The sequence below is a fragment of the Runella zeae DSM 19591 genome (assembly GCF_000423565.1).
GTDB lineage: Bacteria > Bacteroidota > Bacteroidia > Cytophagales > Spirosomataceae > Runella > Runella zeae.
Genome location: NZ_KE384038.1, coordinates 231,448 through 256,139, shown reverse-complemented (window position 1 = coordinate 256,139; position 24,692 = coordinate 231,448). Strand labels below are relative to the sequence as shown.

The 24,692-nt window shown below is 45.0% G+C and carries 13 protein-coding genes; all 13 read left to right on the top strand.

The genetic code is table 11. The features are described from left to right. Window positions 1-11 precede the first annotated feature (11 nt). The 13 genes from G563_RS0123835 to G563_RS0123770 all read left to right on the top strand — a co-directional run bounded on the left by G563_RS0123835 (window position 12) and on the right by G563_RS0123770 (window position 24,691). Window positions 12-914: a sugar phosphate isomerase/epimerase family protein gene (locus tag G563_RS0123835; protein ID WP_028667543.1), complete on the top strand. Its 903-nt coding sequence runs from the start codon at window positions 12-14 to the stop codon at window positions 912-914. 4 nt (window positions 915-918) lie between these two features. Continuing rightward, window positions 919-3,708, top strand: coding sequence for a glycoside hydrolase family 95 protein (locus tag G563_RS0123830; RefSeq protein WP_028667542.1), 2,790 nt, complete (start codon window positions 919-921; stop codon window positions 3,706-3,708). A gap of 73 nt (window positions 3,709-3,781) precedes the next feature. After that, window positions 3,782-4,414 (top strand): DUF3826 domain-containing protein, encoded by a 633-nt coding sequence (locus G563_RS35685; RefSeq protein WP_037327978.1) that lies wholly within the window; start codon window positions 3,782-3,784, stop codon window positions 4,412-4,414. Between the two features lie 40 nt (window positions 4,415-4,454). Continuing rightward, a complete protein-coding gene (locus tag G563_RS0123820) occupies window positions 4,455-7,634 on the top strand; it encodes a SusC/RagA family TonB-linked outer membrane protein (RefSeq protein WP_084650960.1) in 3,180 nt (1,059 codons plus the stop codon). Window positions 7,635-7,724: 90 nt separating this feature from the next. Beyond that, on the top strand, window positions 7,725-9,485 hold the full coding sequence (locus G563_RS0123815) for a RagB/SusD family nutrient uptake outer membrane protein (RefSeq protein WP_028667540.1): 1,761 nt from the start codon (window positions 7,725-7,727) through the stop codon (window positions 9,483-9,485). 65 nt (window positions 9,486-9,550) lie between these two features. Next, the gene (locus tag G563_RS0123810) at window positions 9,551-11,179 is read left to right on the top strand and encodes a pectate lyase family protein (RefSeq protein WP_028667539.1); all 1,629 of its coding nucleotides are present in this window, start codon (window positions 9,551-9,553) and stop codon (window positions 11,177-11,179) included. A 332-nt stretch (window positions 11,180-11,511) separates the two neighbouring features. Continuing rightward, window positions 11,512-14,577: a DUF6298 domain-containing protein gene (locus G563_RS35680; RefSeq protein WP_169579803.1), complete on the top strand. Its 3,066-nt coding sequence runs from the start codon at window positions 11,512-11,514 to the stop codon at window positions 14,575-14,577. Between the two features lie 20 nt (window positions 14,578-14,597). Next, window positions 14,598-15,506 carry a glycoside hydrolase family 43 protein gene (locus G563_RS0123795; protein WP_028667538.1) on the top strand — a complete coding sequence of 303 codons (909 nt, stop codon included), beginning with the start codon at window positions 14,598-14,600 and terminating at the stop codon, window positions 15,504-15,506. A 40-nt stretch (window positions 15,507-15,546) separates the two neighbouring features. Beyond that, window positions 15,547-17,385: a sialidase family protein gene (locus G563_RS0123790; protein ID WP_229598557.1), complete on the top strand. Its 1,839-nt coding sequence runs from the start codon at window positions 15,547-15,549 to the stop codon at window positions 17,383-17,385. A gap of 29 nt (window positions 17,386-17,414) precedes the next feature. Next, a complete protein-coding gene (locus G563_RS0123785) occupies window positions 17,415-20,150 on the top strand; it encodes an alpha-d-galacturonidase (RefSeq protein WP_028667536.1) in 2,736 nt (911 codons plus the stop codon). 86 nt (window positions 20,151-20,236) lie between these two features. Beyond that, complete coding sequence (locus tag G563_RS35675; RefSeq protein WP_037328052.1) at window positions 20,237-21,796, top strand: MGH1-like glycoside hydrolase domain-containing protein; 1,560 nt, start codon at window positions 20,237-20,239, stop codon at window positions 21,794-21,796. Window positions 21,797-22,014: 218 nt separating this feature from the next. Next, window positions 22,015-23,154, top strand: coding sequence for an FIST signal transduction protein (locus tag G563_RS0123775; RefSeq protein WP_028667535.1), 1,140 nt, complete (start codon window positions 22,015-22,017; stop codon window positions 23,152-23,154). 7 nt (window positions 23,155-23,161) lie between these two features. Further along, window positions 23,162-24,691: an ATP-binding protein gene (locus tag G563_RS0123770; RefSeq protein WP_028667534.1), complete on the top strand. Its 1,530-nt coding sequence runs from the start codon at window positions 23,162-23,164 to the stop codon at window positions 24,689-24,691. The last annotated feature ends 1 nt before the right edge of the window (window position 24,692 follow it).

Genomic DNA, 24,692 nt, shown 5'->3' with positions numbered 1-24,692 from the left:
CTCTTTACCGCATGGAAGCCTCCTTCATCACAAATCGCCGCCAATTTCTCAAGCGTAGCTGCTTGTTGGCAACGGCCATAGTTAGTGCCCCTTACTGGGCAAGTGCCTCACAGGAAGGTGGGTATAAAATTGCGGTGGTAGATTTGATGATTTTGAAACGCCAAAAACTGGGTGCTTTCCAACTTACCAAAGACATTGGTGCCGATGGCCTTGAGATAGACATGGGGGGGCTAGGCAATCGAGAAACATTTGATAATCAGCTTGCTATTCCAGAAATCAGGCAACAATTTTTGAACAAAGCCAAAGAGCTAAATCTGAAGATTTGCTCTTTGGCCATGACGGGTTTTTATGCGCAGTCTTTTGCTACTCGCCCTACTTATGAGCGTATGGTACAAGACTGTATCGACACCATGAAAGCCATGAATGTCAAAATAGCTTTTTTGCCACTAGGAGTACAGGGTGATTTAGTAAAAAATCCAGAACTCCGCCCCGCCATTGTACAAAGGCTCAAAGTTGTGGGAAAAATGGCCCAAAAAGCAGGGGTAATTATCGGAATTGAAACCTCACTCGATGCCCAGAGAGAAGTAGCGTTGCTCAAAGAAATAGGTTCCAAACACATTCAAATTTATTTCAATTTCTCTAATCCCCTCAAAGCAGGCCGTGATTTGGCCACTGAACTTAAAATCTTGGGTAAAAAACGTATCTGTCAGATTCATTGTACCGACGAAGATGGCGTGTGGCTTGAGCACAATACGCGCCTCGACCTTCAAAAAGTAAAACAAACTTTAGACGAAATGAAATGGACGGGATGGCTGGTGATTGAACGCTCACGCGACGCCAAAGAGCCTCACAATGTAAAGAAAAACTTTGGGGCCAATACATCTTATCTTAAATCTATATTCCAACATTCGTAAGGATATGCGAAAACTGTTTTTCTATATTTTCCTTTTACCGTTGTTGACCTATTCGCAAGAGTACAAGCTATGGTACACTGCCCCTGCCCACAAATGGACAGAGGCCCTACCCATAGGCAATGGCCGAATAGGTGCGATGGTATTTGGAGGAATAGAAAAAGACAGGATTCAATTCAATGAAGAAACCCTCTGGACGGGAGCCCCTCGCAATCCTAATCGAGTCGACGCCTTCGAATATTTACCCAAAATCAGAAGCTTTTTGGCAGAAGGAAAACAAAAAGAAGCCGAACAATTGGCCGAAACGCATTTTATGGGACTAAAAACCCCCGAAGGCGACCAAACCGAATGGCTAGCTGAGGTTTTGGCGTTGAAAGATTTCCCTCTTCATCCGGCCTTACCCCAATACGACGACCAAGCATGGCCTACTATGCCCGTACCTTCCTACGAAGGTTGGGAGGCAATTGGATTTGAGGGGCTCGACGGCGCGGTATGGTTCAGAACTACGGTTGATATTCCCGCCTCTTGGGCTGGTAAAGATTTAATCGTAGACCTCAACCGCATTCGCGATTATGATATGACTTATTTTAACGGAAAATTGATTGGAAACACTCGTAGCCTCGACCCCAGAAAATACCGCATCCCGGCGGAGTTGGTCAAAGTAGGTTCCAATACAATTGCGGTTCAGGTCATCAATTTTTTTGATAAAGGTGGAATTGCTGGATACAAAGACACCGCTCGCGCTATTGGTATTTATCCTGCGACTCAGCCCGACCTTCTGATTTCTTTGAATAGACCTTGGAAATACAAAATCCAAGACAGTAACCCACCCGCTGTGGCGCGCTATCAGGCCGATTATCAACCTTTTGGCGATTTGGAACTTCATTTCGAAAATGTAAATAATGCTACCCACTATCGCCGTGAGTTGAATCTCGCCAATGCCCTTTGTCAAACTTCTTTTAAAGCCAACGGCGTTGACTTCACTCGCACTTACTTTGTGAGCCAACCTCACCAAGTACTGGTCGTAAGACTCGAAGCTACCCAAAAAGCAAGTATCAGTTTTGAAGCTATCTTGAGCAGTCCCCACCAAAACACCACTCTGACACGGCTCGATGCTCATACGCTTTCACTCGCAGTCCAGGTCAAACACGGAGCTTTGAAAGGTACAAGCTATCTGAGGATAGAAACCACTAATGGTAAAGTCGAGACCGAAAATAATCGTATCAAAATCACTGACGCCGACAACGCTACCCTGTACCTAGCTGCCGCCACCAACTATGTCAACTATCGCGATGTTTCGGCCCTCCCCGATGCTCTCTGCAAAACCACTTTGACCGCTCTTCAAGCTTCGACGTATGACCATATCCGTAAGGCGCACCTAAAGGAATATCAATCTTACTATCAGACTTTTGGTATTGATTTAGGGACAGGCCCTGCAGAAGCGCTTCCCACTGACCAACGTTTGGGACAATTTGGTACCGTTTTAGACCCATCACTGATGGCCTTGTATGTACAATATGGCCGCTATTTATTGATTTCTAGCTCACGACCCAACACCCGACCTGCCAATTTGCAAGGTATCTGGAACGACCTCTTGGCTCCTCCGTGGGGAAGTAAGTATACCACCAATATCAACGCCGAAATGAACTATTGGGGAGCAGAAGTGCTCAACCTCTCCCCGCTCCATAGTCCTTTGCTAAAGATGATTGAGGAACTTGCCCAAACGGGTAAAGAAACCGCCCAAAAATACTATCAATCACGAGGGTGGGTATTGCATCACAACACCGACCTCTGGCGAAATACTACCCCTATCAACGCCTCCAATCATGGTATCTGGGTCACGGGTGCCGGCTGGTTGTGCTTGCACCTTTGGGAGCATTATTTGTTTACTCAAAATCAAGCTTTTTTACAAAAAACAGCCTATCCCATTATGAAAGAAGCCGCCTTGTTTTTTGTGGATTTTCTGGTAAAAGACCCCAAAACGGGCTGGTTGATAAGTACTCCTTCCAATTCTCCCGAAAATGGCGGCTTGGTAGCAGGGCCTACGATGGACCATCAAATCATTCGTTCGTTGTTTAAAAACTGCATCGAAGCGGCCAAAATCCTAAAAACAGACGCCGAATTTAGTCTTCTTCTCCAAAACAAGTATGCCCAAATTGCGCCTAATCAAATCGGAAAATTTGGGCAATTGCAAGAATGGCTCGAAGACAAAGATGACACGACCAACAAGCATCGCCACGTATCACACTTGTGGGGAGTACATCCGGGCAATGAAATAAATTGGGACGAAACCCCCGCCTTTACCAAAGCCGCCCGTCAGTCTTTGGTGTATCGTGGCGACGAAGGTACCGGCTGGAGTTTGGCGTGGAAAATCAATTTTTGGGCACGTTTCAAAGACGGAGACCATGCCCTTCAAATGGTCAAAATGCTCTTGAGACCCGCTTCAGGAGCAGGGGGTTCGTATGTAAATCTCTTTGATGCGCACCCTCCATTTCAGATTGATGGTAATTTTGGAGGCTCCGCAGGCATCACCGAAATGCTCCTCCAAAGTCATACCTCATTTATTGATTTACTACCCGCCTTGCCCAGAGATTTGCCACAAGGAAACATCAAAGGTATCAGAGCAAGGGGCGGTTTTGAACTAGACTTTAGCTGGGAAAAAGCCGCCCTCAAAACCCTCAAAATAAAATCCTTAGCTGGTAATGTTTGTCAACTTCGCTACGGAGACAATGTGCTAAAATTCCCGACGCAAAAAGGAAGTATTTATGAGTTTGATGGACAATTACAAAAACAATAAATAACCCAACATAAACACCCAAAGATTACTATTTGGAAGTCAATAGGTGTCTTGTTTTTAAACTCAATCTAAGATGAAAACATTTTTGTTTTTTGGGCTTACTGTATTCGTATGCCTCACAAACGCCCTTGCACAAGCAGAAGACCGCAATTATCAACAAGTCATTGCCCAACGTGCCGACAAGATTGTAGCAGCGCTCGCACTTACGGACTCTACCCAATTCAAAAGAGTAAGCACCCTCGTAGCCCAACAGTATCAAGACCTTAATCATCTTTATGAGCAGCACAAAACAGCCAAAAAAGGCATCTCTGAACCTGACAAAATAAAAGAACTAGAGGCAGAAACCAATCGTCAATTGGGCCAATTACACCTCCAATATTTAGCCCAATTGAGCAAAGAACTCTCGTCGGTTCAGATTGAAAAAATCAAAGATGGCATGACCTACGGCGTATTGCCCAAAACTTACCGTGCTTACCAAGAAATGCTACCAGATTTGACCCAAGTTCAAAAAGCACAAATTCTATCCTACCTTACCGAAGCCCGCGAACACGCCATGGATGCCGAATCATCCGAGAAGAAACATGCTTGGTTTGGCAAATACAAAGGGAAAATCAACAATTACCTATCTGCCCAAGGCATCGACATGAAAAAAGAGAGCCAAGAATGGGAAAAACGTATCAAAGAAGCCCAAGCTGCAAAAAAATAACCCGCTTTCAAACCAGTTTACACTAATCCAAACAAATGCTATGAATTCCTTTTTACTAACCTTCTCATTTCGGGGCAAGAGGCTGAGTAAAGCTTATTTTCCCATAGTAGTTATTCTTTTTCTTTGGGGGTCGTCTTTTGCCCAAAATGGTAAAACCATCACTGGTAATATCAAAGATGCGGCCTCTCAGCCCGTTCCTGGCGCCAATATCATCATCAAAGGCACCAAGTTAGGAACCGTAAGCAACAGTGAAGGCAATTTTAAACTTACGTTGTCGCAAGGAAACGAAACGCTCGTTATCAGTTCGGTAGGCTATCAAAGCCGCGAAGTGGCCGTCAACGGGCAAAACTTTGTGGCCGTCACGCTTGACGACGACGTAGCTTCAATCAGCGAAGTGGTGGTAGTCGGATACGGCACCCAGAAAAAAGTGAGTCTTACAGGAGCCGTTGCAGCAGTAGATATGAAAGCCATTCAAGAGCTTCCTGTGGGTAGCCTTTCGGCGGCTTTGCAGGGGCAAATGCCCGGCGTCAGCGTATCGGGTGGAACAAGTCGCCCTGGCGAAAACGCCCAAATTACCGTACGCAATCCCATTATTTTGTCAAAAGATGGTGGTACTCTTCGTCCACTATACGTGATTGACAATGTAGTCAGAACCGAAGAGGATTTCAACTTACTTGATGCCTCCGAAGTAGAAGCTATTTCGGTCTTGAAAGACGCCGCTGCGGCTATTTATGGCGCAAGATCTAATCAAGGTGTAGTAGTAGTAAGTACCAAACGTGGCAAAGTAGGAGCACCTAAATTCAGCTATAGTGGTTCGTTGGGAATCTCCGATGCCGCTATGCTGCCCAAAATGATGAACGGTTTTGAACACGCCACTTACCTCAACAACCTCAATTTTGCCGCAGGAAGAACTGCCACCGACCCACTCATTTATACCCAAGATGAATTGGAGCATTTCAAACAAAACAACTACAATTGGCTCGAAACCGCTTGGAAACCCTCCAGCGTGATGCGTCATGCCCTCAACGTAAGCGGCGGCAACGACCGCGCTACGTATTTTGCGGGTATTACTTACAATGCTCAAAATGCCAATTTCGACAACATCAACGCCAACAAATGGACATTCCGCGCTAGTACTGATATTACGGTAGCAAAGGGACTTAAAACGGGACTTTCGTTAAGTGGTGACCTTTACGACAAGCGGATGTATTATCTCAAACAAGGTGGAGAAAACCCCGAAAACGACATGAAAGCGTTGCTTTACACTCCTCAATTCAACCCACCCTATGTCAATGGTTTACCTGTACTTCTGTCTAATGCAGGTAATGTCAATACCGTAGATGCTTTTCATTTTTTTGAAGTACAAAACTCTGACAATTATACTCGTACCCGCAATACTGGTCTCAACGTCACGGCCAATATAGATTACGAAATACCTTTTATCAAAGGGCTTAAAGCTCGGGTATTGTTTGCCAAAACCCTCGATAATAGCTTTGGTAAACAGTACGGTACCAAATACAATGTATATAGCTTTTCGATGCTTGGCCAAAACAAGCACATTTATGGAGGCGATATTTTAAGAACGGTTACGCTCAACAACGGCGACCGCGTCCGTATCAATCCTAGCTACAACGACACCTATCAATTCAATGGTTACTTAAACTACGACCGGCAGTTTGGCAAACACCATGTGTCAGCGATTGCCTTTTTTGAGCAATCCGAAACCAATTTCAACAGTGTAGCGGCCATGGCTGAGGGCGTAATCATCGGCGGCCTCGACAATATGCGCTACGCCACTGGTACCCAAACCGCCAATGAGACACAATCAGAATCAGGAAACCTGTCTTATGCAGGTCGTATCAATTACAATTTTGCCAACAAGTACTTGGTCGAAATAGCCGCTCGTTATGACGCTTCTACCAACTTCGCCCCCGAATATCGCTGGGGATTTTTCCCTTCTATCTCTGCGGGTTGGGTGATTTCGGATGAACAATTCTTCAAAAACAATGTCTCTTTTGTGGATTTCCTCAAATTCCGTGGCTCATTGGGCTTTATGGGAGGAGACGCCACCAAAGCTTACAACTGGCTCACTAGCTACTCTATCCAAACCGGTAAAGGAGCCGTATTTGGAGGAAACGCCGACCGTCCTTTGATTGTCTCTCCCAACAATGCCATGTCAAACCGTCAGGCCCGCTGGGACAACAACACCAAATATAACTTTGGGATAGATGCCCAATTCCTCAAAAATCGCCTTTCCTTTGGCTTTGATGCGTTTTATGACCATCGCTACAATATGCTCACGGCTCTTACATCTTCCGTACCTCTGTTAGTAGGTGCCACACTTCCTTCCGAAAACTACGCTTCGGTAGATGGTTTTGGGTATGAAATCTCATTGGGTTGGTCCAACAAAATCACCAGCGATTGGTCTTACAAAATCAATACTTTCTTGTCGTGGAACGACAACAAGCAATTGATAGTTGATGTGGACAAAGGCAAACTTGGTACTTATGAAGACCCTATCGGAAAATCTACCGACATGGGCGTACAAGGCTATCGGTATTTGGGGATGTTTCGTACCCAGCAAGACGTCGATAGCTGGTTGGAGAAAAACCCCAATTACACCATTTTCGGGGCGGCCCCTAAGCCCGGCATGCTTTATTACCAAGACATCAGAGGACCCAAAGACGCTTCTGGTCAATACACCGCCCCTGACGGAAAAATCACCGATGCTGATTTAGATTTTCTGACCAAAAAAGCCAACAATCATTATGGGTTAGGATTTAATGTAAGCACTACTTACAAAAACCTCACGGTTTCGGCCGTAATGGGAGCTTCCTTTGGCGGACAAGCCGTGATTGAATCAAGCGCCCGTTCGCAAGCTACCCTGACCGCCAATCGCCCTCAATTCTGGGCCGACCACTGGACTCCTCAAAACACCCAAGCTGCTTACCCTAGTCCTTACTATCGTGATGCTTACAATGTAGTCTCAGAGTTTTGGTTTGTCAATGCGCTATCGGCAGGGATGCGAAATTTCAATGTTTCTTATAATCTACCCGCCCAAGCTTCTAAAAAACTGGGACTCAACAACCTAAAAGTTTATTTGGTAGCCGTCAATCCTTTCAACTTTTATAACCCCTACAGTTACAAAACCTACTCAGGAAGCTATGATGCATATCCTACGCTTCGCTCGTTTTCATTGGGTCTTAATTTAGGTCTGTAACCAACCGTTGAATCCAACAATTTGAAATCTGATGTCAACCCGATTGACAGATAAAACCATCACAAATAACTGTGCATAAGCACCTAAATCATGAAACTGAGTCATATTTTCACCCTCTGCATACTGGCTTTGCTGGGATTAGCTAGCTGCGAAAAAGTACTCGACAAAACCGACTTAGGCTCGGTCAACGGCAATCTCATTTTCAAAGATTCGATTTTGGCTCGTATGAACCTCGACTATATCTACGACCAAAACCTTCCCAACTGGGGAGGCACTTGGGGCACTCGCCCCGACTTGTCGGATGAGTCTTTTGGCGAAAGCAAGTTTTTTGAAGGGACTTTGGTAGTAAACGACGTGACCGACTTCGGAACCGCCCTCAACGCCACCAACAACTACGGAAAAATTCGAGTTATCAACATGTTTATCAACGATGTCAACAGTGGGCCTATCGCCCAAGCCACCAAAAACCGTTTGAATGCCCAAGCCCTTTTCTTCAGAGCTTGGCGTTATTTTGATTTGGTGCGTTTGTATGGTGGAGTGCCTTTGGTCACAAAACCACTCCAAGCCGTAGGAGTAGAAGCCCGAGACCTTGCATTTTTGCCCCGCAATACCACCACCGAAAGTTATAAGCAAATCGTCAGCGACCTTGATTCGGCCATTTTGTTTTTGCCGGGCAAATGGGGCAGTTCTGATTGGGGGCGTATTACCAAAGGCGCTGCCGCCGCACTCAAAGGTCGCGTGCTACTCTTTGCAGCTAGTCCTCAGTTCAACCCGTCGGGTGATGCTGCCAAATGGCAAGCCGCCTACACCGCCAACAAGCAAGCCTACGATTTATTGGTCGCAAGCGGCTACGGCCTTCATGCGTCTTTTGACCAACTATGGTTTCAGGAAGTCAACAATCCCGAAGCTGTTTTCTTGACAGGATTCAATACTTCTACGGGCGACCAAGTCAGAAAAAATAATGGGTACGACAATAGCACTCGCCCTTCTTATACGGGTACGGGCGGCGGCTCCAATCAGCCATCATGGGAAATGGTAAAGGCTTTTCCGATGAAAGACGGCAAAAAAATAGGAGAATCGACCAAATACCCTTATACAGACCAATTGTTTTACAAAAATCGTGACCCGCGTTTTGATAAAACTATCGCTTACAACGGTGCCAATTGGCCTTTGAATGGCAACACGTCTTTCAAGGTTTGGACTTATTTTGTAAACAACAAAACCGTAGAAGCGCGCGCGTCCAATACGGGTTTTTATACGCGCAAAGCCATCAACCCTACCGTAGGAGTAAGTGATGTGCAGTTTTCGGGAACCGACTGGATTGAAATCCGTTTTGCCGAAGTACTACTCAACCTCGCCGAAAGTGCTTGCGGTATCAACAACCTCGACGAAGCCTATACACAGCTCAAAGCCATTCGCAAGCGGGCAGGGATTGAAGCAGGCTCCGACGGTATGTATGGACTCAAAGCCAATATGAGTCGTGACGAAATGTTTGAGGCTATTCTGTTTGAACGTCAAATCGAATTTGCATTTGAAGGCAAACGCTTTTGGGATTTACGCCGTTGGAAACTCATCGAAAAAACCTTGAATGGAAAACGTAGAACAGGCGTAACCATAAATCTCAACACGACAGGCGTACCGGCGGATTTTGCCACCACTCGCGACAATGTGGATTTGGATCTTGCTTATTCTAAATACTTTACGATTGTCACCAAACAATTAGACACCAAGTACGCTATCAAGTGGAAACCCGAATATTACTTTTTTGCGATTCCCCAATCAGCACTAGACAATAACCCCAAACTCATCCAAAACAATACTTGGGGAGGCGGATTTGACCCTTTGCAATAAATCTCCAACCTTTCCTTGTTGCTTGATTGAAACAAGGAAAGGTTAAATTTTGAACTTAATAAAACATGAAAAAACACTTTCTCACACCACTGATAGTTGTAAGCCTCCTGTCGCTTCCGGCATGGGCTCAGTACCCCCAAGTACCTCAGGACGTCCAAAAAGCCAGCGATGACATGCTCAAAGAAGCCTATCATCAATCAAATATTGCTTGGCAAAAAGCACTACCTATTATTCAAAAAGAAGCGCGCGAAGGCAAACCTTACATCCCTTGGGCAGGGCGACCGGTAGACTTACCGCAGGCTTCTATTCCTGCTTTTCCGGGAGCAGAGGGCGGCGGTGCTTTCTCTTTTGGAGGGCGTGGCGGAAAAGTGTATGTGGTAAGTAGTCTGGCCGACAGCGGTCCGGGTACGCTCCGCGAAGCTTGCGAACAAGGCGGTGCTCGTACTGTGGTGTTCAATGTAGCGGGTATTATCCGCCTCAAATCTCCGCTTATCATTCGGGCACCTTATATCACCATAGCGGGTCAAACCGCCCCCGGAGATGGTGTTTGCGTGGCAGGCGAATCTGTCTGGATCAATACCCACGATGTAGTGATTCGTTATATGCGTTTTAGAAGGGGCGAAACCAACGTAGGCCGCCGTGACGATTCTATCGGTGGCAACCCCATCGGAAACATCATCATCGACCACGTTTCGGCGAGTTGGGGACTAGACGAAAATATGTCGATGTACCGACATATGTACAACGACAGCACAGGAGCGATTGAGCAAAAACTCCCCACCGTCAATATTACCATCCAAAACTCTATTTTTTCGGAAGCACTTGATACCTGGAACCACGCCTTTGGAAGTACACTTGGCGGCGAAAACTGTAGTTTTATGCGCAATCTATGGGCCGACAATGCTGGCCGAAATCCTTCTATTGGCTGGTATGGGGTCTTTAATTTTGTCAACAATGTCGTTTTCAATTGGGTACACCGCTCCGTAGATGGTGGGGATTATCGGGCTATGTACAATATTGTCAATAACTATTTCAAACCCGGCCCGCTTACTCCCAAAGACTCTCCTATCGGCTATCGTATCTTAAAACCAGAGTCGGGCAGAAGCAAATTAGGCTATCTTACTTTTGGCAGAGCCTACGTCGTAGGCAATGTAGTAGAAGGAAATGAGACTGTCACCAAAGACAATTGGAACGGTGGTGTACAAGTTGAAAATTTCAAAAATGCGGACAAATATACCGCCGATATCAAAGTAAATCAGCCACTTCCAATGCCCGAAATGACGATTTTGCCTACTCAAAAAGCCCACGATTATGTACTGGCCCATGCAGGAGCCACTCTCCCCAAAAGAGACGCGGTGGATATGCGAGTAGTAGAACAAGTACGTACTGGAAAAATCATGTATCGCGATGATGTAAAACTCCCCGAAACACAGTTTAAGCATCGTCGTTTACCCATTGATTCCTACAAACAGGGAATTATTACCGATATTGCTCAAGTAGGAGGCTATCCCGAATATAAAGGTACTCCTTACAAAGACTCCGACAACGACGGTATGCCCGACGTCTGGGAAACCAAAAATGGCCTCGACCCTCGCAATCCTGCCGATGCAAGTTTGGACAAAAACAAAGACGGCTATACCAACATCGAGGAGTATCTCAACAGCGTTGTGCCAGTGAAAGAAGTAAAACCCTAGCAGGAAAGAGACCCGTCTCGTTTCACCCACTTAAATACGATATTCTAACCCCACGCCTTTAGGCTGAGGCTAAAAAAGGAAAAAATCACAAGGGCTTCAGCCCTGAATTTTTCAAGCATATTGGTTAAAATTAAGGGCTGAAGCCCTTGCAGATAACTATTAACTATGTATAAGCACTTAATCATCGATCCAATATGAAATTGGATTAAAACCACCACTAACGATTAATAATGTTTTAGTCCTTAAATCATACAAGTATTTTGTTAGTTGCCGATATTCATAAAACCTTATTCTTGTTCTTAGGCGTATTTCTGAGTTTTGGTTCTAAAAACTTGGCTCAGAAACCTCCTAAAAAACAGCCCCCTGTATATCAAACTGAGCAAGGGACTTTGGCCTATACCCCCGATTCGTTGGGCAATCGGATACCCGATTTTTCGTATTGCGGCTACCAAGCAGGTACAGCGGCAATTCCCGATGTAGCGATTCAAGTCTTAGTAAAATCACAAAAAGGCGATGCCACCCATCGTATTCAATCGGCCATTGACTATGTATCTACCTTACCACTTGATGCAAATGGTTTTCGCGGGACGGTATTGTTGGACAAAGGCGTTTTTGAAGTTTCTGGGCAGCTGCTTTTGCATACTTCTGGGGTGGTGTTAAGAGGGAGTGGAACCAATGAAACCATCATTGTCGGTACGGGTACATCTCGTGCGCATTTGGTTAGAATTTCTGGAAAAACTTCTTCAACAAGTAAAGCCAAAATCCGCATCACCACCCCCTACATACCTGTAAATGCACAGACTTTCAAAGTAGAAAGTACAGCACAGTTGAAAGTGGGAGGAGCCGTCCAGATACACCGCCCTTCTACCAAAGAATGGATTCAACGCCTCCGTACCGATCATTTTGGCGGTGGCGTAACGGCCTTGGGTTGGAAACCCAATCAGCGCGATATTTTCTGGGACCGAACCATTGTGAGTATCTCCGACAACGAAATCACCCTTGATGCTCCCCTCACGACTGCTTTAGACACGACTTTTGGAGGTGGTTCCGTAATCCCAATTATCGAAAAGTCTAACATCGCTCAGGTAGGAATCGAAAACCTCAGCCTTGTTTCAACTTTTGACAAAACCCTACCCAAAGATGAAGACCATCGTTGGGTAGGTATTTCGTTTGAAAATGTGCAAGATGCGTGGGCGCGCCGTATCGTTTTTAAGCATTTTGCTGGCTCTGCTGTCAGCGTATTGGCCAATGCCCGCCGTATCACGGTAGAAGATTGCCAAGCGTTAGCTCCTGTTTCTGAAATCGGTGGCGAGCGTCGTTATACTTTTTTTACCCAAGGCCAACAATGCCTGTTTCAGCGCCTCTATGCCGAAAATGGCTATCATGATTTTGCGGTAGGCTACTGTGCCGCAGGCCCCAATGCTTTCGTTCAGTGCGAGTCTCATTTACCACACAGTTTTAGTGGTACGATTGATAGCTGGGCGTCAGGTGTACTTTTTGATATTGTAAATATAGACGGTCATGCCCTACGTTTTAGCAATCTTGGGCAAGACGGCCAAGGGGCAGGCTGGACGGCGGCCAACAGCATTTTTTGGCAATGTACCGCCGCCAAAGTAGAATGTTATAGCCCACCCACGGCTCAAAACTGGGCTTTCGGAACGTGGGCGCAGTTTGCAGGCGATGGCTACTGGAATATGTCAAACGAGCATATCAAACCCCGTAGTCTGTACTACGCCCAGCTCCAAGACCGACTAGGCGCAGCTATCTCTTCCCGTACGATTTTGATGCCTACTCCTACCGAAGCTTCTAGTAGTCCCAAAGTAGAAGTAGCCGCTGCCCTTACCCAATCGGCCCAAGTGCCTGCTCTCAGTTTGCCCGAATTCATCCAAAAAGCATCTGAAAGACAAGCTTTAACGATACACTCAAACGCCAAAACCATCGACGAAATCGGCCTAAAGTCCCCTGTGGCGTCGCCGCTGTCGTCTATTTTACAAATACAAAATGGTTGGTTGACCCGAAACCAAGCCCTTCTTACGGGCAAAAAGCATGAGGTTTCGTGGTGGAATGGCAGCGCACGGCCTTATGGCCTAGCCAATGCCAAGCCACACATTACGCGTTTTGTACCCCGAATGACTGGAAATGGCCTTACGGATGATTTGGAAGAAGTAAGCAACTGGATGAAAACCAACAATATCGTCACGTTGGATCACAACTATGGTCTATGGTACGACCGTCGCCGCGACGACCACGAGCGTATCCGACGCATGGATGGAGACGTTTGGGCTCCTTTTTACGAATTACCCTTTGCACGTAGTGGCCACGAAACCGCTTGGGACGGCCTTAGCAAATATGATTTGACCAAATACAACAAATGGTATTGGAGTAGGCTAAAAGAATTTGCAACCTTGGCCGACCAAAAAAACTTGGTACTGCTCCATCAACATTATTTCCAACACAATATCATCGAGGCAGGCGCACATTATGCGGATTTCCCGTGGCGACCCGCCAACAATATCAACCAAACCGGTTTTCCCGAACCTGTACCCTATGCGGGCGACAAGCGTATTTTTATGGCCGAGCAGTTTTATGATGTTTCGCACCCCGTGCGCAAAAAATTACACCGCGCTTACATTCGTCAGTGTCTCGACAACTTCGCATCCCAAGCAGGAGTCATTCATGCTATCAGTGCTGAGTTTACAGGGTCATTGTCTTTTGTTCAGTTTTGGCTAGATGTCATCAAAGAATGGGAACAAGAGAAGAAAAAAAATGTCTGGATTGCCCTTAGTACCACCAAAGATGTGCAAGATGCGATTTTGAGCGATGGCCCACGCGCTGCCGTCGTGGATGTGATAGACATTCGATATTGGCATTATCAGGCCAATGGAAGCCTCTATGCCCCCGCAGGTGGCCAAAACCTTGCCCCTCGCCAACACGCCCGCCTTACTCCCCCAAAACGCAGCTCTTTTGACCAAGTATACCGCGCCGTAAATGAGTACCGCCAAAAATACCCCCAAAAAGCAGTCATCTATTCAGCAGATAGTTTCGATACCCTAGGCTGGGCAGTTTTGATGGCGGGTGGTTCGCTAGCCAGTATTCCGATGATTAATGATGCTCATTTTGCCAAAGACGTCGCACTTATGACACCTTTGGTCTCCTTATACCCTCATCAGTGGACACTTGGTAATCCTGAAGTTGGATTTGTAGTTTACAATGAGATTTCTGACGAAATTCAAATAGACCTGCGCACTACTAAAAATTCCTTCTTGGTATATTTTATAAACCCTAAAACGGGCCAATCTATCCTTCAAGAACAAATGATTAGGGGTGGAGAAATGGTAAAAATCCAAACCACTTCCACAACCCCACAGGTAGTTTGGCTCAAAAAAACAAACCCTTGATTTTTAAAATCCCACCTTCTATGAAACAGTGGCTACTCGTTTTACTTTCTACTTTACTACTAAGTTCTTGTCAAAAAAAAGCTTGGATTTTTACTTCTTTTCACGAACCCGCCAACGAAGGTCTGCGGCTGCTTTATAGCTACGACGGCTATCATTGGAACGACCTAAAAAAGACTTTTTTGGCACCCCAAATCGGTAATCAAAAAGTAATGCGCGACCCTTCGATGGCACAAGGCAAAGACGGGACATTTCATTTGGTATGGACTACGAGTTGGAAAGGCGACAAGGGGTTTGGCTATGCCTATTCCAAAGATTTGGTTCATTGGTCAGACCAACAGCTCCTGCCTGTCATGGCTCACGAGCCTTCTACCGTCAATGTATGGGCACCTGAGCTATTTTATGACGATGAGGCCGATCAATTCATCATTATCTGGGCCTCGACGATTCCGTTTCGTTTTCCCAAAGGCGTAGAAGACGAAGAAAATAACCACCGAATGTATTATACCACTACCAAAGATTTCAAGACTTTTTCGCCTACCAAGCTCTTTTTTGACCCGGCCTTCAGTGTGATTGATGCCGTGATAGTAAAACGTCAGAAAAATGACTACGTACTTGTGCTAAAAGACAACACTCGTCCTGAACGAAATCTTAAAGTTGCTTTTGGCAAAACACCCCTAGGTCCTTTTGAAAATGTTTCGACTCCTTTTACCAAAAAATTTACGGAAGGTCCCTCGGTCACTAAAGTGGGAAAAGAGTGGCTGATTTATTTTGACACTTATCAAGACAAATGTTACGACGCCATTAAAACCACTGATTTTAAGTCTTTTACCAATGCATCTCCTCAAATCTCAATTCCAGAAGGACACAAGCACGGCACTATTTTGGAGGTAAAGCCACAAGTAATTAAAAAACTTATCCAAGCCCCATAGAAAGATGACACCTACTTTTTATAACATAAACAAACATATATTGTCCTTCAAAAGAACGTGTTTCACCCTGTCGATAATAGGGTGGGGGCTGCTAGCAAATGCCCAAAATACGATTCGATATGTGGGCCAAACCCTCTCCAATGTGGATTATCATCACGGCCAATTAAGTCCCGCCGTGGGTGTTCATAACATTCAGGTTTTTAGAGCCAATCGTGACAACAAAGAAGGTTTAGCCCTCAACTGGACCTACAACCACGCGCCAATGTTGGCTTATTGGAACGGCACTTTTTATTTACACTATCTCAGCAATCCCGTAGGCGAACATGTACCTCCCGGGGCGACGCTCTTGGCGACTTCCAAAGACGGATACCAATGGACGCGACCTACGGTCATCTTCCCTCCTTATCGAATTCCTGATGGCTGGCAAAAACAAGGTTATGAAGGGGTAGCCAAAAACTTAGACGCGGTGATGCATCAACGTATGGGCTTTTTTGTGTCTAAAAAAAATCGCCTGTTAGCTTTGGGTTATTATGGGATTGCATTGGACGCCAAAGACGACCCCAACGATGGCAAAGGCATAGGCCGGGTAGTACGCGAAATCTACAGCGATGGCAAACTGGGCGACATCTTTTTTATCCGTCACAATTCTTCTTGGGAAAAAAGTAAATCTGCTTATCCTTTTTACACCACTTCCAAAGACGCCGGTTTTGTAGACGCTTGCAACGAGCTACTTTCCAATACGCTGATGATGCAACAGTGGCTCGAAGAAGCCGACCGCAACGACCCGCTCATTCCGCTCAAAGGAGAACTGAAGGCTTTTAGTTACTATCATTTAGCCAATGGCAACGTAGTAGGTTTATGGAAACACGCCCTTACGTCTGTCAGCCGCGACAATGGTAAAACTTGGCTTTATGCGCCCCTACGTGCGCCAGGATTTATCAACAGCAATGCCAAAATCTGGGGACAACGCACCACCGACGGCAAATATGCTACAGTTTATAATCCCGCCGAATTTCGCTGGCCACTTGCCGTTTCGACCAGTACCAACGGCCTTACTTATACCAACCTATTGCTTATCAATGGCGAAATCACTTCGATGAGGTACGGAGGCAATTATAAATCATATGGCCCCCAGTACGTAAGGGGCATCGAAGAAGGCAATGGCACTCCTGCCGACAAAAACCTCTGGGTCACTTATAGCATGAATAAAGAAGATATTTGGGTATCTAAGATTCCTGTGCCCATCACTGACGAAGTAAAAACCCACGTAAAAGAATCTTTCAACGAAATACCCTCCAATACTGCCCTCACCTATTGGAATATTTACAGTCCACTGCAAGCATCGGTCAAAATTGAATCCACTATTGACGGGACACGGGCTTTGGTACTCCGCGACAGTGATAAATTTGATTATGCCAAAGCGGAAAGAATCATTCCTGAATCTAAAAAACTTACCGTTGCTTTTTCCATAACAGCCCAACAAACCTCCCATGGTAAATTGCACATTGAGATGCAAGATGCCAAAGGCACGGCTGCCACTCGCCTAATTTTTGACAGTGATGGTGAACTCAAAGTAAAAGTAGGTTATCGAAATTCCAACATCATGAAATATGAAGCAGGAAAAACCTATGACATTCGCCTTGAACTTGACCAAAGTAAGCGCATTTTCAATGTTTTTATAAATGGTCAAAGCAAGGGTGCCAAGGTATTTTTTGCACCTATAGCGTCGTTCAAACGGGTGGTGTTTCGGACGGGCGAGGTACGTCGTTTTCCTGATGCCGATACCCCCACCGACCAAAACTACGATTTGCCCAACGCCGATGCCCACGATACAGAAGCGGTATTTTTTATAAAATCTTTACAAACCAGCTCCTTCTAATGGTTTTAGCTCCTAATCCTCCATTTCTGATGAAAAAGATAGTTTATTGTTTGACGATTATACTATGGGCGATAAACGAGGGATATGCCCAATCCCCTCCCCCAAAATCGCTCCAAATAGTACTCACCGAATCGCATCCACGTATTGTTTTTGGGGTCGAAAAATTAAGCAAAGCCCTGAACGACGCAGGTTATAAAACCACTGTAACTAAAACCATCAGCAAAAGTGCGTCTCAAATCATCGTCGGAACGCTCACCCAAAAAGGCATTCAAATCACCGCCCAAAACCATCATCTTGCTCTTTCGGACCAAAAACCCAAGGAAGGATTTCAATTACACAAATCTCAAAATACGCCTTTAATTATCGTTGGAAGCGACGCATCGGGGGCTTTGTATGGGTGTTTGGAACTAGCAGAAAGAATCAAAAAAGAAGGTGTTCTACCATCAGAAATTTCGATAAAAGACCAGCCCGAAATGGTACTACGCGGTACTTGCATAGGGGTGCAGAAACCTTACTATTTGCCTGGTCGTGAGGTGTACGAATACCCTTATACACCCGAAACTTTCCCTTGGCTTTATGACAAAGCACTTTGGCTTCAGTACCTTGATATGATGGTCGAAAACCGATACAATTCTCTTTATCTCTGGAACGGGCATCCTTTCGCGTCATTGGTTAAGCTCAAGGATTATCCATATGCTGTAGAGGTAGACGAAACCACTTTTAAGAAAAACGAAGATATGTTTCGTTTTCTGACTTCCGAAGCTGATAAGCGGGGCATTTGGGTGATTCAGATGTTTTATAACATCATCGTATCTAAACCATTTGCCGAAAAACACGGCATCAAAACCCAAGACCGCAATCGCCCTATTTTACCGCTTATTGCTGACTATACCCGCAAATCTATTGCCGCTTTTGTTGAAAAATACCCCAATGTTGGCCTTCTTATTACCCTAGGAGAAGCCATGGAAGGCCAAGGTCAAGATGATGTGGATTGGTTCACAAAAACCATTATCCCCGGCGTACAAGACGGGCTCAAAGCCTTAGGGAAAACCACCGAACCACCCATAGTGCTACGCGCTCATGATACCGACGCTCCCCGTGTGATGAAGGCCGCTTTGCCGCTTTACAAAAATCTTTATACCATGGCCAAATACAACGGCGAAGCACTTACCACCTATACCCCCCGTGGCAAATGGGCCGACCTGCACCGTAGTTTGAGCCGTATTGGTACTGTACACGTCGAAAACGTACACATTCTGGCCAACTTAGAGCCTTTTCGCTACGGTTCTCCCGATTTTGTTCAGAAATCAGTCCAAGCCATGCATTCGGTATATGAGGCCAATGCGCTGCATCTGTATCCTCAAGCCTCCTACTGGGATTGGCCCTACACCGCCGACAAAGCCCCGCAACGTCTCCTTCAACTAGACCGTGACTGGATTTGGTACAAAACATGGGCACGCTATGCATGGAACGCCAATCGTGACCGCTCCCTCGAAACCAATTACTGGAGCAGCCAACTAGCCGAAAAGTACGGCCTTCCACTCGACAAAGGCAAAGAGGTGCTGGAAGCTTATGAGCAAACTGGCGAAATCTCGCCTAAGCTTCTTCGTCGCTATGGTATTACGGATGGCAATCGCCAAACCCTCACCCTTGGTATGCTAATGACGCAACTCATCAATCCTTTTCGCTATGGGCTTTTTACGCTTATGTACGAATCAGAAGCACCCGAAGGAGAGATGATTGTGGAGTATACCGAAAAAGAGTGGAATCAACAAAAACACCTTGGCGAAACACCCCTCATGGTAGCCGATGAGGTAGTACAACACGGACAAAAAGCAGTGAGTGCCATCAACCGCGCCACTGGTAGTGTAACCAAAAACCAAGAAGAGTTTAACCGCCTCAAAAACGATGTTTATTGTCAAGATGCGATGGCAAACTTCTACGCCGAAAAAGCGCGTGCAGCCTTAGCCACGCTCCGCTTCAAATACTCCAACGATATCCAAGACTTGGAGAAAGCTTTGCCACATTTAGAGAAAAGCGTAGCCTATTATACTAAGCTTGTGGCCTTGACCAAAGACACCTATTTGTATGCCAACAGTATGCAGACCCAACAGCGTAAAATTCCGATGCGAGGCGCCAATGGCAACTATAAGACCTGGAGCGAAATGCTCCCTGTTTATGAAAAAGAACTAAATACTTTCAAACGAAAAATCGACTCCCTCAAAACACATACCAATCAAGGGATTAAGCAATTAATCGTACTAAAACCTGCAATAGTAAAAATCCAAAGCCCCACCATTGGCGAATATGCAATCGTCAAAGGCCAAAGCGTATTTTCAGACACTACCACCCTCATCAGCGGTGTAGCACCTGAGCTTAAAGAGCTGAAGGGATTGCAGTTTACTAAAAAAGTACAACAGCAAAACCGTACTTCTATCACTTTTACGGCACAAGAACCCGTCAAACTCTTGGTTGGTTTTTTCAACGAAAAAAATCCGGCCTATCATCCCGCTCCTGAACTCGAAACCGATGCAAGTGCCAATGATTATGGACAAGCTGAAATCAAAATTTCCAACGCAATTTTGGTCAATGGTTTTCCTCCTGCCAACATTCATACTTACTCTTTTGGGGCAGGTACTCATACCCTTCAATTGGGGCGTGGGCTTTGTCTCATTTTAGGTTTTGTCAAAAGCTCCCAAGAAATCCCCGCTTTTGACGCAGGCATGGCAGGAAATAAAAAAAATATAGATTGGCTATTTGAATAAGGTTTTATCCCATGATTCACCTAAAAAATGACGACTTTCAAAACTTGGAAGGGTTAAATTCACATCATTCTACCCCCACATCTAATATGATGACTCACAAACATTGGAAAATAGGTGCTTTATTTTTGGTCATTTGCCTTTGGTCGGTGAAGATTTGTTATGGACAAAAAGCAGCCGTTTTAAGCACTACTCAACTCAAAAAAGACGTCGAATATTTCAATGCTATCGATGATGAAGCCGTCAAAAACTACGTTTCCAATGCCCAATCTTTTGAATGGCTTTCCAACAATATTCCTCTTTTTGACTGCCCTGATTCAGTCATTCGGACAGTGTATAACTATCGTTGGTGGTCGCTACGAAAACACCTCAAACAAACGCCCGATGGCTTTATTTTTACGGAATTTATAACGAAAGTGAATCACGCCGGTAAACACAATGCCATCAGCAGTGCCCTTGGGCATCACATCTACGAAGGGCGTTGGCTGCATCAATCACAATTTATTGACGATTACATTTCATTTTGGCTGTATGTTGACCCAAAACACACAGCACCGCGTTTTCATGCCTTTAGTAGTTGGGTACACGATGCTGTCTATCAGCGATATTTGGTCAATTTAGATAAAACATTTCTTCAAAAACACCTCCTTGCCTTAGAAGCTGACTACCGCAAATGGGAACAAGAGCGCCAATTGCCCAATCAACTTTTTTGGCAATTTGATGTGCGCGATGCTATGGAAGAATCTATTAGTGGCTCTCGCAAGGAAAAAAATATTCGGCCTACTATCAACAGCTATATGTATGGCAACGCCGTCGCACTCAGTCAAATGGCGGCACTTTTGGGCAACGATACCCTCCAACAAAAATACCAACAGAAAGCTGAGGTGTTGAGGCGACTAGTACACGAAAACCTGTGGGATAAAGAAGCTGCTTTTTTTAAAGTAAAACTAGAAAAAGGGGCGTTTGCCAATGCCCGAGAAGCGATTGGGTTTATTCCGTGGTATTTCAATCTTCCCGACGATTCGCCCCTTTATGCGCGTCAGTGGAACCAACTCACTGACACGACGGGCTTTCGAGCCAAGTGGGGCATCACTACTGCCGAGAGGCGCCATCCTCTCTTTCGCACCCACGGCTCTGGACACGGCTGCGAATGGGACGGCCCAGTATGGCCTTTTGCCACTACTCAAACCTTACGTGCATTGTCCAACTTACTCAACAACTACAAACACCACGGTACCATGACAAAGGAGGTGTTTTATGAAGAACTTTACAAGTATGCCCAATCACACCAAATGAATGGAAAGCTGTATTTGGGCGAATATCAAGATGAAAAAAATGGCGAATGGCTCAAAGGAGATATTCCTCGAAGTAAATTCTATAACCATTCAGGCTTTGCAGATTTAATCATTTCTGACTTGATTGGCCTAAAACCTAGAAGCGATAACACCCTACAAATCAAACCCTTACTTAGTCCGCAACAATGGGATTGGTTTTGTTTGGACAAAGTGCTATATCATGGCAAGTCTGTTACGATTCTTTGGGATAAAACAGGGAAGCACTATCACAAAGGCAAAGGGATGCGGATTTTTGTGGAGGGAAAAGAAGTATTCAAATCAAAAAAAATGAGATCCACTTCCATCACATTGTAAGTTGGCCTTAGGTCGGCTTTTCCTGACTCAGGCGTTAGATTTTGTATCCGAGATTTCTTCCCTAAACCATGAACAACGCTTTGGAATGACGAAGTTCAGGTTTATAAATCTGAATTTTAATGCAATTAGTGCTAAAAGTCATTTGTTAAGTACGAAAAAAAAACAGTAATCCACAAAATATACTAAAAGATGTTTTAATTTCGTGTTTTTACATCGAAATGAAAACTCACCAAACCGCTTTTCAAGAAGGAACTTGGGTACAAATATCCGAAACCCCTTCATTTTCTGCTTCTAATGCTCAATTAGTGCTGGTTTTTGGAGAACGAATGTGCTTGGAGAAGGTCCAGCCTTACGAATATTTACGAAGTCTTTATCCTATTGCCGATATTGTTATCAATTCTACTTCAGGCGAAATCTACGGCGACTCCGTACATAGCGGAACGATCATATCCACTGCGATTGAGTTTGAAAAAACCCAAGTGCGTACCACTAAAGTAGATATTGAAAACCACTTTCAAAGTGCGGAGGCAGGCGAAAAAATCGCAGAAAATTTACAAAGAGAAGATTTAAAAGCGATACTTATCATTTCGGACGGAGGAAGAGTAAATGGCAGTGAGCTTATCGCCGCCCTCAACCTCAAGACCGACAACAAAATTTCTATTTCGGGTGGGCTTGCCGGCGACGAGGCCCGCTTCGAAAAAACATTAGTGGGACTCAATGACAATCCTAAAGAGGGAAAAATTGTGGGCATAGGCCTTTATGGGGATGCCCTCAAAGTAGGTCATGGTAGTATGGGAGGCTGGGATGTATTTGGCCCCGAACGGGAAGTAACTTCTTCTGAATACAATGTATTGTACAAAATTGGGGATAAAGCCGCCTTAGATTTGTACAAAGAATACCTAGGCAAATACGCCGATAAACTCCCCGGAGCAGCGCTATTGTTTCCCTTATCTATGCGAGCTACCCCTGATTCGGAGCCTGTAGTTCGTACTATTTTATCCATTGACGAAACGACCAAAAGCATGACTTTTGCGGGTTCATTGCCAGAGGGAGCTTTGGTGCGATTCATGAAAGCCAATTTCGACCGCTTGGTAGATGCTTCTGGTAAGGCAGCCCAAAGCTCTATTAAGACTTTTTCAAACCCGCCAGAATTTGCCTTGCTAGTGAGCTGTGTAGGGCGCAAGCTTGTGCTGGGCCAACGTACCGAAGAAGAAGTAGAAGTAGCTCGTGAAATACTGGGTCCCAAACCTACTATTACGGGTTTTTATTCTTACGGCGAAATTTCCCCGCTGAATCCTACCGCTCATTGCGACCTTCACAACCAAACGATGACCATTACCACCTTAGCTGAAGCCTAAACTTTACATGGATACTTCTACCTTTCATCAATTACTAAAACGACAAATCAACAGGCATCTGACGGAAGAATGCATGCAGCATGTTCCCTTTCAGAATTTTATCAAATCAGTCAATGAATCGTACCTAAGTTTTGACAGAGATAAAGAACTCTTTGAACATTCGGCCTCGCTCAATGAAAAAGAGTATGGTGAAATCAACAATAAACTCAAAGAAGAAATCGCCCAAAGAAAACTTTCGGTCGAAAAACTCATTGAAGCGATTTATTCTTTAGAAATCAAAGAAGGATTAGAAAGTAAAGCCCTCGACTCCAACAATCTCTTGAGTTTGGTAGATTTTCTTCAAGTTCAGATTGAAAATCGCAAGCAAATGGAGGCGGAGCTACGTCAAGCCAAGGAAGCCGCCGAGCGTGCCACCCAAGCCAAGTCGGAGTTTTTGTCGATGATGAGTCACGAAATCCGAACCCCCCTTAATGCCATCGTAGGGCTTACCTATCTCATGCAACAAGAGGAAGTCCCTCCCGTAATAGCCGAAAACCTTAAAATACTCAAATTTTCGACCGATAATCTTTACGTTCTCATCAACGACATCTTAGATTTTAGCAAAATCGAAGCTGGCAAAATCGAACTCGAACAAAACCCCTTTGACCTCAAACAACTCATCTCCAACATCAAAAAAGCCAATCAAATCAAAGCTGAAGAGAATGGCAATAAAATCAAATTGATGATTGATGATGATGTACCCGATATACTTATAGGCGACGCGTTGCGTTTGGGCCAAGTGATTTCCAATTTGGTTTCTAATGCCGTTAAGTTTACCAAAAAAGGAAGCGTCACTGTAGAGCTTTCGCTACAGAAAAAAGTAGACCAAACGGCTTTTTTGGACATTTCTGTAACGGATACGGGTATTGGTATCGCCCCCGAAAAACAGAGTCTCATCTTCGACAAATTTACCCAAGCCAACTCTGCCACTACACGGCAGTTTGGGGGTACAGGATTAGGATTGGTCATCACAAAACTCTTACTTCAACTCCACGACAGTGATATTTCGATTGAAAGTGAACTCGGAAAAGGCTCTAAATTTTATTTTACACTCGCCCTGCCCATTGGCACTTCTCTCCTAAAAACCACTACTATCGAAGACCCTACGGAGGTGATCAATGATCAGACTCTGAAAGGCGTACGGATATTTTTAGTGGAAGATTATGCGGTCAATATCAAAATAGCAACGAAGTTTTTCCAGAAATGGCAAGTAGAGGTCGACATCGCCGAAAACGGCCAAATTGCAGTAGATAAGTTTGAAAAAGATAAATATGATATTATTCTGATGGATATTCAGATGCCTATCATGGACGGCTATACTGCTACTCAAAAAATCAGGGAAGTCGATACTGATATTCCTATTGTGGCCCTGACGGCTTCTGCTTCTTTGGGCAATCAAGACCAGGCATTTGCGGTAGGTATCAACGACTATGTTACAAAACCCTTTAATCCCAAAGAGCTTTTTTTAAAAATCGCTCGTTATACGGGTCGAAATTAGG